At 66.0% G+C, this 11,818-nt stretch carries 11 protein-coding genes; 8 read left to right on the top strand and 3 right to left on the bottom strand.

Annotation, left to right across the window (positions count from 1 at the left end; genetic code table 11):
* Positions 1–26: 26 nt before the first annotated feature.
* Positions 27–707, bottom strand: a complete 681-nt coding sequence (locus FBY28_RS12945; protein WP_216847656.1) for a potassium channel family protein — start codon at positions 705–707, stop codon at positions 27–29.
* Between the two features lie 41 nt (positions 708–748).
* Between FBY28_RS12945 and FBY28_RS12940 the strand changes: the two genes are divergently transcribed.
* Together FBY28_RS12940 and FBY28_RS12935 are read left to right on the top strand one after the other, a co-directional pair.
* A complete protein-coding gene (locus FBY28_RS12940) occupies positions 749–2,242 on the top strand; it encodes a potassium/proton antiporter (RefSeq protein ID WP_141867341.1) in 1,494 nt (497 codons plus the stop codon).
* A 104-nt stretch (positions 2,243–2,346) separates the two neighbouring features.
* Complete coding sequence (locus FBY28_RS12935) at positions 2,347–2,955, top strand: hypothetical protein (RefSeq protein ID WP_141867339.1); 609 nt, start codon at positions 2,347–2,349, stop codon at positions 2,953–2,955.
* On the opposite strand, the gene FBY28_RS12930 is transcribed toward FBY28_RS12935, so the two are convergent.
* Positions 2,929–3,510, bottom strand: coding sequence for a TetR/AcrR family transcriptional regulator (locus FBY28_RS12930; RefSeq protein WP_019514291.1), 582 nt, complete (start codon positions 3,508–3,510; stop codon positions 2,929–2,931). The two genes, FBY28_RS12935 and FBY28_RS12930, sit on opposite strands and share 27 nt — an antisense overlap.
* A gap of 241 nt (positions 3,511–3,751) precedes the next feature.
* Between FBY28_RS12930 and FBY28_RS12925 the strand changes: the two genes are divergently transcribed.
* From FBY28_RS12925 to FBY28_RS12910, 4 genes are read left to right on the top strand one after another with little or no spacing between them, the layout of a single operon-like run.
* The gene (locus FBY28_RS12925; RefSeq protein WP_019514292.1) at positions 3,752–4,183 is read left to right on the top strand and encodes an MmpS family transport accessory protein; all 432 of its coding nucleotides are present in this window, start codon (positions 3,752–3,754) and stop codon (positions 4,181–4,183) included.
* Positions 4,180–7,089 carry an MMPL/RND family transporter gene (locus FBY28_RS12920; RefSeq protein ID WP_286178019.1) on the top strand — a complete coding sequence of 970 codons (2,910 nt, stop codon included), beginning with the start codon at positions 4,180–4,182 and terminating at the stop codon, positions 7,087–7,089. The genes FBY28_RS12925 and FBY28_RS12920 overlap by 4 nt, the downstream gene beginning before the upstream one ends.
* Before the next feature lie 10 nt (positions 7,090–7,099).
* Positions 7,100–7,429, top strand: a complete 330-nt coding sequence (locus FBY28_RS12915; RefSeq protein ID WP_141867337.1) for a DUF732 domain-containing protein — start codon at positions 7,100–7,102, stop codon at positions 7,427–7,429.
* An 11-nt stretch (positions 7,430–7,440) separates the two neighbouring features.
* The gene (locus tag FBY28_RS12910) at positions 7,441–7,878 is read left to right on the top strand and encodes a DUF5078 domain-containing protein (RefSeq protein WP_030134069.1); all 438 of its coding nucleotides are present in this window, start codon (positions 7,441–7,443) and stop codon (positions 7,876–7,878) included.
* Between the two features lie 115 nt (positions 7,879–7,993).
* Here FBY28_RS12910 and FBY28_RS12905 read toward each other — a convergent pair whose 3' ends face one another.
* On the bottom strand, positions 7,994–9,814 hold the full coding sequence (locus FBY28_RS12905; protein WP_216848085.1) for an NAD(P)/FAD-dependent oxidoreductase: 1,821 nt from the start codon (positions 9,812–9,814) through the stop codon (positions 7,994–7,996).
* Between the two features lie 104 nt (positions 9,815–9,918).
* Between FBY28_RS12905 and FBY28_RS12900 the strand changes: the two genes are divergently transcribed.
* Together FBY28_RS12900 and FBY28_RS12895 are read left to right on the top strand one after the other, a co-directional pair.
* A complete protein-coding gene (locus FBY28_RS12900; RefSeq protein WP_141867333.1) occupies positions 9,919–10,959 on the top strand; it encodes a 2,3-butanediol dehydrogenase in 1,041 nt (346 codons plus the stop codon).
* 11 nt (positions 10,960–10,970) lie between these two features.
* Entirely contained in the window at positions 10,971–11,783 is an 813-nt protein-coding gene (locus tag FBY28_RS12895) for an acetoin reductase (RefSeq protein WP_141867331.1), read from the top strand.
* Positions 11,784–11,818 lie beyond the last annotated feature (35 nt).

The raw sequence follows: 11,818 nt of genomic DNA, 5'->3' as shown, positions 1-11,818 counted from the left end.
CGGGGGTTGTGACGGTCGAGACACGGTCAGGTGGGCAGCCGCATCGTCTGGCTGTCACCGGGCCAGGTCAGCGCGCTGTCGGCGATCAACAGCAACTCATCCCCCGCGGCGAACACGTCGGTGCGCGCCGGCACCAGCACGGTGCCGGCGCGCACCAGTGTCACCAGGGCGGTGTTCGGCGGCAGATCCAACTGATCGACTCGGCGTCCGACCAGCGGATCAAGCTGGGGCAGAGTGATTTTCGTCAGCGCCGCGCGGCCCTCACGCAAGCCCATCAGGCGAACCAGATGTCCCACGTCGATGGCGCCCTCGACGGCGGCGACCAGGGCGCCGGGTGTCGACACCGCGACATCGACACCCCATGCGGGGCCGAACAGCCACTGATTGTCGACATCGTTGATCCTGGCCACCACCCGGGGCACACCGAACTCCGTCTTGGTCAGTAGCCCGATGACGAGGTTGGCCTTGTCGTCCCCGGTGGCGGCGATCACCACATCACAGGTGTGTACCCCGGCCTCCTGCAGCGTCGACAGCTCGCACGAGTCCCCGAGCAACCAGTCCGCGGCAGGCACGGAATCCGGCTCGAAGCGCCGTCGCTCCCGCTCGATCAACAACACCTTGTGGCCATAGCCGGCGAGCTCGCCCGCCACGGATCGGCCGACGTTGCCCGCGCCGGCCACCCCGATACGCATCTTGCGCACTGCCACCCCGCTAGTTTGACTTATCGCGGTAAGGGGGCGGGGGTGAAATGACGCTGCACGAGCTGTACCTGGCGCTGCTGATCGGTGGTCTGGTGCTGCTGGCGAGCATCGTCGGCACCCGGGTGGCCACCCGGGTCGGCTTCCCGGCTCTGCTGTTCTTCCTGCTGGTCGGCGTCGTGCTCGGTGAGGACGGGCTCGGTCTGCAGTTCGACAGCGTCGAGGCGGCGCGCAACATCTGCACCGCTGCCCTGGCGGTGATCCTCGTCGAGGGCGGGTTGACCACCCGATTCGCCGATATCCGAAGGGTGTTGGCACCCGCCGGGGCGCTGGCCACGGTCGGGGTCGTGGTCAGCACGGCGCTCACGGCGGCCGGCGCCCATTTCCTGCTCGGCTTCGACTGGCAGCTGGCACTGCTGCTCGGCGCGATCGTGTCCTCCACCGATGCGGCCGCGGTGTTCTCCGTACTGCGGGTGCTGCCGCTGCCCCGCAGGCTGGCCGGGTTGTTGGAGGCCGAGTCCGGATTCAACGATGCCCCGGCGGTGATCTTGGTGCTGATGTTCAGCGTCGTGCCGTTCGTCTTCGAACCGGCGGGCACCTTGTGGGAGATCGTCTTCGAACTCGTCGCCGGCGCGGCGATCGGCCTGGCCACCGGATTCGTCGGTGCACTGACCCTGCGCCGCATGGCGTTGCCGGCATCCGGGCTGTACCCGATCGCCACCTTCGGATTGGGCGTGGTGGCCTTCGCCGCCGCGGGCAGTGTGCACGCCAGTGGTTTCCTGGCCGCCTATCTGGCCGCGGTCGTGCTGGCCAATTCCGGCCTGCCGCACCGGACGACGACGCGGTCCTTCGCCGAGGGCCTTGGTTGGCTGGCCCAGATCGGGCTGTTCGTGCTGCTGGGTCTGCTGGTCGATCCCAGCGAGCTGGGCCGGGATCTGGTGCCCGCCATCGTCACCGGCCTGGTGCTGTTGCTGGTGGCCCGACCGGTCTCGGTGGCGGCGTCACTGGTCGGCTTCGGTATCCCGCTGCGCGAGCAGCTCTTCTTGTCCTGGGCGGGGCTGCGCGGTGCCGTCCCGATCGTGCTGGCGACGTTCCCGATCGTGGCAGGGGTGTCCGGCAGCTCGCGGCTGCTGAACATCGTGTTCGTCCTGGTGGTGATCTTCACCCTGATCCAGGCGCCCAGCCTGCACCTGGTCGCCCGGCTGCTGGGGCTCACCGACTCCGGCGCCACCCGCGAGATCCAGGTCGAGGCGGCGCCCCTGGACGTCCTTAACGCGGAGCTGCTGACGATGACGGTGCAGTCACCATCGCGTCTGCACAATGTCAGCATCCTGGAACTGCGGTTGCCCGATCCCGCCGTGATCACCCTGATCATCAGGGACGGCAACACCTTTGTGCCGCTTCCGGACACCCGCATCGCCACCGGTGACGAACTGCTGATCGTCACCACCGCGAAGATGCGGGCCGCCGCCGAGGCCCGGCTGCGCGCCGTCAGCCGCCGGGGCAAGCTGGCTCACTGGTTCGACGAGTACGGCGACCCCTAGCGGACCGCCAGGTCCGGGCGACCGCCGGCTGTTGGCCGTCAATTACGTCCACCGACGGCGCGTCGGGTGGCCGAAATGCGCCTGTGCATGGTCAGCTTGAGTCGATGACCGCCATGCCCGCTCTTCAACTGTCCGCCGCCGCCGCGGTGGCCGGTGCCGCGCTGCTGGTGTTCTCCGGTCCGGCCGGCGCCGCCCCCGAATCCGACGACCAGGGTTACCTCGGTTCGTTCGCCCGCTGCGCGTCCCCCGACACCGCGGTGATCTTCGGGGCCACCGAGACCTCCCGGGTGGCCATCTGCGCCGACCCCGACGGTGGTTTCGAATACCGCGGCGTCCGGGTGCGTGACGGTGCCCGACTGGTGCTGTCGGCCACCCGCTCCGGCACCGGATACGTGGCGTTCAACGAGGGGCAGTCCTACACCGTGACGCCGGAATCGCTGGTGTACAGCGTCGGCGACGATGTCATCCGGGAAGAGCCACTGACCGACGTGCACGAACCCGGCACCTCGGACAGCTCGTCTTCCACGTCCACGACATCCACGTCGTCGGCCCCGACGTCCTCCACACCGACGTCCTCTGCACCGACGTCGTCAGCCCCCACCACCACGGCGACCACCCGACCCACGACCACGGTCACGGTGACCACCTCGCTGCCGCCACCGGGACCCGCGGAGGTCGGCGGACAGCTAGGTGAGATTTTCAGCGGGTCGTGACGACTGCAGCATCCGCTGCGCACAGTCCAGCAAGATCCGGTGCAGGTCCGCATCGGCGATGTCCTGCAGGCGCGGCTCGGCGGTGCTGCCGAAGATGCCCGATGTGATCATCCCGATGGTCACCCGGGTTTCGGCGTCATGGGTGGTACCGATCAGCAACTCGCGCAGACTGTCGGTGATCTCCTCGAACTCGCGGTGCGACTGGACCAGCGTCAACACGGCAGGGTCGCCGTAGAACATCGATCCGATGCGGCGGTGCCGGACGGCGAGTTCGACGAACCCGCTGATCGCGGCGTCGCGCCGGGATTCCGCCGAGGAGATCGACTCGGCGATCCGGACCAGGCGCTCCATATCGTCGAACACCGGGCGCACCACCGCGAGCACGATGTCGTCCTTGGTCTGGAACTGGTAATAGATCGCGGCCTTCCGGACGCCGAGGTGATCGGCGATCATCTGCAGCGAGGTCCCGTTGACGCCCCGCTCGGCGAAGAGGTGCAGCGCGGCCTCGATGACCCGCTCGCGCGCGAACCCGCGCTGCGATACCGGCTTGGCCACTGGGCACCTCCTCCTTCCCGGACACCTTGCTTCCCGGACACCTTGCTTCCCGGACACCTTGGCATGTCGCGTCCAGCGCCGCGGCAGATGAGTAGCGCTCGTCACATTTTCTAGCCGTGCGACTTGTAGAAGCTTAGCCGCATGGCTAACCTGACCGCAGTCGGACAAGGCTACTCTGACCGGCGTCCGGGCGTGGGCCCCACGCGGTATGAAAGGTCACAGAGCGAATGGCATCTCGGCAGTGAACGTGCTGAAGAAGATCTGGATCCCGCTGGTGATCCTCGCTGTGGTGTTCGTCAGTACGTTCACGGTGATGCGGGTGCGGACGTTCTTCGGCACCGGGCCGGGATATGTGTCCACCGAGAACAGCGCCGCCGACGACTCCGAGCCGTTCGACCCCAAGGTCGTCAAGTACGAGGTCTGGGGCGAGCCGGGCGCGACGGCCAACGTCAACTACATGGACCTGGACGCCAAGCCGGTGCGCGCGGACAACGTCACGCTGCCCTGGGAGATCACGCTGAGCACCACCGCGCCGTCGGTGTTCCCGACGATCTCCGGCCAAGGTGACGGCAGCACCCTGTCCTGCCGGATCACCGTCGACGACGAGGTCAAGGACGAGCGCACGGTCAACGGCGTCGGCGCGCACACCTACTGCCTGGTGAAGTCCGCATGACCATGACCGACGGCGGTGCCGAACCCCGCACCGACGCCATCCCGGTCGCGAAGGCCCACCGCGGCGACGGTATCGCCAGGTGGATCCGGACGCTGGCGCTGCCGATCATCATCATCTGGGCGGTGCTGATCGGGCTGCTGAACGTGGCCGTCCCGCAGCTCGAAGAAGTCGGCCAGATGCGGTCGGTGTCGATGAGCCCGTCGAACGCCCCGTCGGTGATCGCCGTCAAACGTGTGGGCACCGTCTTCGACGAATTCACCTCGGACAGTTCGATCATGATCGTGCTGGAGGCCGATCGTCAGCTCGACGAGGCCGATCGCGACTTCTACAAGGAGATGATCAGCAAGCTCGAGGCCGACCCCGAGCACGTCCAGCATGTCCAGGACTTCTGGGGCGACCCGCTGACCGCGGCAGGCGCCCAGAGCGGCGACGGCAAAGCCACCTACGTGCAGGTCTACACCGCGGGCAACCAGGGTGAGGCGCTGGCCAACGAGTCCATCGAGAAGGTCCAGGACATCGTCTACGGCATGCAGCCGCCGCCGGGGCTCAAGGTCTTCGTCACCGGCCCCGCGGCGTTGGCCGCCGACCAGCAGATCGCGGCCGACCGCAGCCTCAAGATGATCGAGGGCCTGACGTTCCTGGTCATCATCGTGATGCTGCTGCTGATCTACCGCTCGTTCGTCACGATGATCATCACCCTCGTCATGGTGGTGATGTGTCTGCTCGCCGCGCGCGGGGTCGTGGCCTTCCTCGGCTACCACGACATCATCGGGCTGTCGGTCTTCGCGACGGGCCTGTTGGTGACGCTGGCGATCGCCGCATCAACGGACTACGCGATCTTCCTACTCGGCCGGTACCAAGAGGCCCGTGCCGAGGGCGAGGACCGAGAAGCCGCCTACTTCACGATGTTCCACGGCACCGCCCACGTCGTGATGGGATCGGGTCTGACCATCGCGGGCGCCACGTTCTGCCTGCACTTCACGAACATGCCGTACTTCGTCACCCTGGGTATCCCGCTGGCGATCGGCATGATCGTGGTGGTGCTGGCCGCGCTGACCTTGGGTCCGGCGATCGTCAGCATCGCCTCGCGGTTCGGCAAGACCCTGGAACCCAAGCGCGCCATGCGCACCCGCGGCTGGCGCAAGATCGGTGCCGCCATCGTGCGCTGGCCCGGCCCGATCCTGGTGAGCGCCATCGCCATCACTATGGTCGGTCTGCTGGCATTGCCCGGCTACCAGACCAACTACAACGACCGGAACTACCTGCCGACAGACCTGCCCGCCCAAGAGGGCTACGCAGCCGCCGAGCGGCACTTCTCGCAAGCGCGGATGAATCCCGAACTGCTGCTGGTCGAGAGCGATCACGATCTGCGGAACTCGGCGGATTTCCTGGTGATCGACAAGATCGCCAAGGCCATCTTCCGCACCGAGGGCGTCGGACGCGTGCAGGCGATCACCCGCCCGCAGGGCACGCCGATCGAGCACACCTCGATCCCGTTCCAGATCAGCATGCAGGGTACGACTCAGAAAATGAACGAGAAGTACCAGCAGGACATGATGGCCAACATGCTCAAGCAGGCCGATGACATGCAGACCACCATCACGAGCATGGAGAAGATGAACTCCATCACCGTGCAGATGGCGCAGACCACGGCGTCGATGGTGGCCAAGATGAAGAACATGTCGCTCGACATCGCCGAATTGCGGGACAACATCGCCAATTTCGACGATTTCTTCCGGCCCATGCGTAATTACTTTTACTGGGAACCACACTGCTTCAACATCCCGGGCTGCTGGGCCATCCGGTCGATCTTCGACACCCTCGACGGGATCGACGTCATGACCGACAACTTCGAAGAGATCATCCCGGACATGGAGCGTCTCAACGAGCTGATGCCCCAGATGGTCGTCCTCATGCCGCAGATGATCGCGACGATGAAGAACATGCAGCGCTACATGCTGACCATGTATCAGACCCAAAAGGGCATCCAGGATCAGATGTCGGCGATGCAGGACAACTCGTCGGCGATGGGTGAGGCCTTCGACGCCGCCCAGAATGACGACTCGTTCTATCTCCCGCCGGAGACCTTCGAGAACGAAGACTTCAAACGCGGGATGAAGAACTTCCTGTCCCCGGACGGGCATGCGGTGCGCTTCATCATCAGCCACGACGGGGACCCGCTGAGTCCCGCCGGGATCGCCCGTATCGACGCGATCAAGAACGCCGCCAAGGAGGCGATCAAGGGCACCCCGCTGGAGGGTTCCAAGATCTACCTCGGCGGCACCGCCGCCACCTACAAGGACATGCAGGACGGCGCGAACTGGGATCTCATCATCGCCGGTATCGCCTCGATCGCATTGATCTTCATCATCATGCTGCTCATCACCCGCAGTGTGGTGGCGGCCGCGGTGATCGTGGGCACCGTCGTCATCTCACTCGGTTCGGCATTCGGGATCTCGGTGCTGATCTGGCAGCACATCATCGGTATCCCGCTGCACTGGATGGTTCTGCCGATGGCGGTCATCATCCTGCTCGCGGTGGGCGCCGACTACAACCTGTTGCTGGTGGCCCGGCTCAAGGAGGAGATCAGCGCCGGTCTGAACACCGGGATCATCCGCGCCATGGGCGGCAGCGGTTCGGTGGTGACGGCCGCGGGTCTGGTGTTCGCCTTCACGATGATCTCGATGGCGGTCAGCGAATTGACCGTCATGGGTCAGGTCGGCACTACGATCGGTCTGGGTCTGCTGTTCGACACCCTGGTGATCCGGGCCTTCATGACACCCTCGATCGCGGCGCTGTTGGGTAAGTGGTTCTGGTGGCCCCAGCAGGTCCGCCGACGGCCGCTACCGTCCCCGTGGCCCACGCCGCCGACGGAACCGGTGTCGGCCGGCGTACCGGAGAAGTAAGGAGTCCGTGATGGCGATGACGAGATTCACCGCGGTGGTGGCCGCGGCACTGGCGGCGGGCTCCCTGGCGCTGGCCGCGCCCGCGCAGGCCGACCCGGACAGCGATTTCGCCAAGGAACTGCACACCTACGGCATCTACGGGCAGAAGGACTTCAACGCCTGGATCGGCAAGATCGCCTGCAAACGACTCGATCGCGGTGTCGATGCCACCGCACGGGACTCGGCGAAGTTCGTCTCCGACCAACTGGCGCGTGGCACCAGCACCGAGCAGACCTACCAATTCCTCGGCGCCGCGATGAACTACTACTGCCCCGACAAGCGCGTCCTGCTCACCCAGTAAGGGAGACAACGATGATCAAGAAGTTGACACTGGCCGCGCTGGCCGCCGCGGCGGCACTGACGCTGGCACCGGTCGCCTCCGCCGATGCCACCGACGAGTACCCGATTCCCAGCAAGATCCTCAAGACCCCGTGCACCGCCGAGCAGATCCTGGCCGCCACCCGCGACACCAACCCGGTCTACTACGAGCGCTACATGATCGACTACAACAACAAGTCCCCCGAGGTGCACCGCGCCGTCCAGGACCGTATCCACTGGTTCTTCGCCATGGATTACGCGGGCCGCCGGCAGTACTCGGAGGACACGGCCACCAACGCCTTCTACGAGCAGTTGGCCTGGAATTGGCCGAACTGGGCCAAGATCTTCTTCAACAACAAGGGTGTCGTCGCGGCATCGACCGCTGTCTGCCAGAACTACCCGCCCGACGATATGTCTGTCTGGGTCTGGTGACCTGCGCCTGAGCGGATAGATCGGCTGCTGGTTCTCCCCACGAGCAGACGCGTATACCCCTGAAAGCCTGCCTGTTTGGGGGTATACGCGTCTGCTCGCCGAGGAAGGGGAGCGGTCAGGACAGGTGATGTACCTCCTGCAGCCCGTACACCGGCGTCGGCAGACCCTCGTACCGGGCCTTGAGCTGGAGCGCCAGATACAGCGAATAGTGCCGTGACTGATGCAGATTGCCGCCGTGGAACCACAGGTTGGGCTGCTGGGTGGGCTTCCACATGTTGCGCTGCTCGCCCTCCCACGGTCCCGGATCCTTGGTGGTATCGCTGCCCAGGCCCCACACCTTGCCCACCTTGTCGGCGACGTCCTGGCCGATCAGGTCGGCCGCCCAGCCGTTCATCGAGCCGTACCCGGTGGCGTAGACCACCACATCGGCCGGCAATTCGGTGCCATGGGCCAGGATCACCGAGTCCGCGGTCAGCCGTTCCACGTCACCGTGGGCGAGTTTGATGCTGCCGTCGGCGACCAGATCGCAGGCGCCGACGTCGATGTAATAGCCCGACCCGCGCCGCAGGTACTTCATGAACAGCCCGGAACCATCGTCGCCCCAGTCCAATTCGAACCCGGCCGCCTCCAGACGCTCGTAGAACTCCTTGTCGCGCTCGCGCATCTGGTCGTACAGCGGGATCTGGAACTGGTGCATGATCCGGTACGGCAGCGACGCGAATGTCAGGTCCGCCTTCTCGGTGGTCATCCCGTCGGCCAGCGCCTGCTCGGAATACAGTGCGCCCAAACCGATCTCCATCAGCGAGTCCGATTTGACGATATGCGTGGAGGACCGCTGCACCATGGTGACGTCGACACCGTTCTCGAACAGCGCCTTGCAGATGTCGTGTGCGGAGTTGTTCGAGCCGATCACCACGGCCTTCTTGCCGACGTAGGCGTCGGGACCGGGATGCGCCGACGAGTGGTGCTGATCGCCGCGGAACTCGTCCTGGCCAGGGAACACCGGCACATTCGGCTTACCGGACATGCCGGTGGCCAGCACCAGCTGGGTGGGATGCAGGGTGAGCCGCTCACCGTCGCGGTCGACCTCTACGGTCCAAGTCTTGCTGTCTTCGTCGAAGGTGGCGGAAAGACAGCTCGTCTTCGCCCAGTACGGCACCTCCATCACGCGCGTGTAGAACTCCAGCCAGTCACCGATCTTGTCCTTCGGCGCGAACACCGGCCAGTTCTGCGGGAAGGGCAGGTAGGGCAGGTGGTCGTACCAGACCGGATCGTGCAGGCACAGCGACTTGTAGCGCTTGCGCCATTGGTCGCCCGGCCGCTCGTGCTTGTCGACGACGATCGCCGGCACCCCGAGTTGCCGTAGCCGCGCGCCGAGCGCGATACCGCCCTGGCCGCCGCCGATCACCAGCGTGTAGGGCTGGACGGTGCGGCCCAGCTCGGCGTCCTCGGCGGCCTTGCGCTCGGCCCATGACCGCGGATCGGGATCGCTGCCGTGCACCGCGCCCATGACGCGACGCGTTCCCTTGCGTTCCTCGTGTCCCTTGAGCTCCTGCAGCGCGGTCAGCAGTGTCCAGGCGCGGTCGGTGCCGTCCTCGTCGCGAAGCCGCAGATGTCCGATGCCCCGGCCGGCGGCGGTCTCGAACTCGATGAATGCGGTGACGACGCCGTCCTCCTCGGTGGGCGTCTCGCGGGTACGCCACCCCGCCGGATCGGTGCCGGCGAGGCGTTCGGTCAGCATGGCGGCGATGCTTTCGCGCCCCTCGAGCGTCTTCAGGTTCCAGGTGAAGGACACCAGGTCACGCCAGAAGCTGTCGACGGCGAACAACCCCACGGCGTGATCGATGTCGCGGGTGGCCAGCGCGGTCTCGAATTCGGCGAGCCAGGCATCTACCCGGTCTTGCGGTGAGCGGACTGGGGTGGGCGCATCAATCATCTGAGTCATGTGCGCCAGCTCACACCCGAGGCTTGCGGCGGCGCAAGGGCTGCAACCCCCTGCAACCCTTTCGGCTGTGCGCCAGCTCACATAGGAATATGAACATGAAAGCAGCTGTGTACTACGGACCCAACAAAGTGGATGTCACCGACGTTCCCGAACCGGACCCCGGGCCGGGAACGGTGAAGGTGCAGGTCGGCTACAACGGCATCTGCGGTACCGACCTGCACGAGTACTACGCGGGCCCGATCTTCGTGCCGACCGAACCGCATCCGTTGACCGGTGCGCAACTGCCCATCGTGATGGGCCACGAGTTCTCCGGGACCATCACCGCGCTCGGCGAGGGGGTCGCCGGGTGGGCCGAGGGCGACCGGGTCGCCATCGAGCCGATCTACCGCTGCGGACGGTGCGGACCGTGTCGGGCCGGTACCTACAACATCTGCGCACAGATCGGATTTCACGGTCTGATGTCCGACGGCGGGATGGCCGAGTACACGGTGGTGCCGACCGACATGCTGCACAAGCTGCCCGACAATGTCTCGCTCGAACTCGGTGCCCTTGTCGAGCCGATGTCGGTGGCCTATCACGCCGCCACGCTCGGCGATCCCGCCCCCGACCGCACCGCGATGGTGTTCGGCGCCGGGCCGATCGGTATCGGCCTCTGGTTCGCGCTGCGCGGCAAGGGGATCGAGGATGTGTTCGTCGTCGAGCCCTCGGCGACCCGCCGCTCGGCCATCGAGGCGCTCGGTGCCCGCACGCTGGATCCGACGGCACTGGACGTGCCGGGCTTCATCGCCGATCACACCGACGGGCACGGCGCGGGCGCGGTGTACGACGCCGCCGGTGTCGCACCGGCGGTCGAGACCGCGTTGGCATGTGTCGGGGCGCGCAAGGCGATGGTCAGCGTCGCGATCTACGAGAAGCCGTTGACCACCCCGCTGCTGAACCTGGTGATGAACGAATCCCGGATCCAGGGCTCATTGTGTTACACCGCAGCCGATTTCCAGGCCGTCATCGGCCTGATGGCCGAGGGTGCCTACGACACCACCGGCTGGGTGACCGCCATCGGCATCGACGATGTCATCGACGAGGGCTTCGAGGCCCTGCATGCCGGAACCAAGATGAAAGTACTGGTGCAACCATGACGCAGACAGATATGACACGTACGATCCCCGCCCCGCTGCTGGGCGAGGTGGCCCTGGTGACCGGCGCGGGCCGCGGTATCGGCCGCGGTATCGCCCATGAACTGGCCGGCCAGGGCGCCGATATCGCGCTGGTCGATATCCATGCGGACGCGCTGGCCCAGGTCGCCGACGAGATCACCGAAATCGGTTCCAAGGTGACCACATTCGTCGCCGACATCGCGGACCGTGATGCGGTGTTCGCCGCCGTCGAGCATGCCGCCGCGGCCCTCGGCGGATTCGACATCATGGTCAACAACGCCGGTATCGCGCTGGTCGGGCCGATCGCCGAGGTGACCCCCGAGCAGCTGTCGCGGTTGTGGGCCATCAACGTCGACGGAGTGCTGTGGGGTATTCAGGCAGCCGTCGCCAAGTTCATCGCGCTCGGAAACAAAGAGCGCGGCAAGATCAGCCGGATCATCAATGCGTCCAGCATCGCCGGGCACGAGGGTTTCGCGATGCTCGGTCCCTACAGTGCCACGAAGTTCGCGGTGCGCGCGCTCACCCAGGCCGCGGCCAAGGAGCACGCAGCCGACGGCATCACCGTCAACGCGTACTGCCCAGGGGTGGTCGGCACCGATATGTGGGTCGAGATCGACAAGCGGTTCGCCGAACTGACCGGTGCGAAGGAGGGGGAGACCTTCGAGAAGTTCTCCGCCACCATCGCCCTCGGGCGGCCGGAAACCCCGGAGGACGTCGCCGGATTCGTCGCCTACCTGGCCGGACCCGGTGCGGCCTATATGACAGGTCAGGCCGGGTTGATCGACGGAGGCATGGTCTATCGGTGACCCGCGCGTGACAGCCCGTGTGACGGGGAGCACAA

It is taken from the genome of Arthrobacter sp. SLBN-53 (genome assembly GCF_006715585.1).
GTDB lineage: Bacteria > Actinomycetota > Actinomycetes > Mycobacteriales > Mycobacteriaceae > Mycobacterium > Mycobacterium neoaurum_A.
The sequence above is the reverse complement of the archived record's forward strand: the minus strand, read 5'-3'. Positions and strand labels throughout refer to the sequence as shown.

Bases quoted from the DNA above. Each gene is read 5' to 3' on its own strand.
- FBY28_RS12940 (WP_141867341.1), top strand. From the start codon at position 749: ATGACGCTGCACGAGCTGTACCTGGCGCTGCTGATCGGTGGTCTGGTG.
- FBY28_RS12935 (WP_141867339.1), top strand. From the start codon at position 2,347: ATGACCGCCATGCCCGCTCTTCAACTGTCCGCCGCCGCCGCGGTGGCC.
- FBY28_RS12920 (WP_286178019.1), top strand. From the start codon at position 4,180: ATGACCATGACCGACGGCGGTGCCGAACCCCGCACCGACGCCATCCCG.
- FBY28_RS12915 (WP_141867337.1), top strand. From the start codon at position 7,100: ATGGCGATGACGAGATTCACCGCGGTGGTGGCCGCGGCACTGGCGGCG.
- FBY28_RS12910 (WP_030134069.1), top strand. From the start codon at position 7,441: ATGATCAAGAAGTTGACACTGGCCGCGCTGGCCGCCGCGGCGGCACTG.
- FBY28_RS12905 (WP_216848085.1), bottom strand. From the start codon at position 9,814: ATGATTGATGCGCCCACCCCAGTCCGCTCACCGCAAGACCGGGTAGAT.
- FBY28_RS12900 (WP_141867333.1), top strand. From the start codon at position 9,919: ATGAAAGCAGCTGTGTACTACGGACCCAACAAAGTGGATGTCACCGAC.
- FBY28_RS12895 (WP_141867331.1), top strand. From the start codon at position 10,971: ATGACACGTACGATCCCCGCCCCGCTGCTGGGCGAGGTGGCCCTGGTG.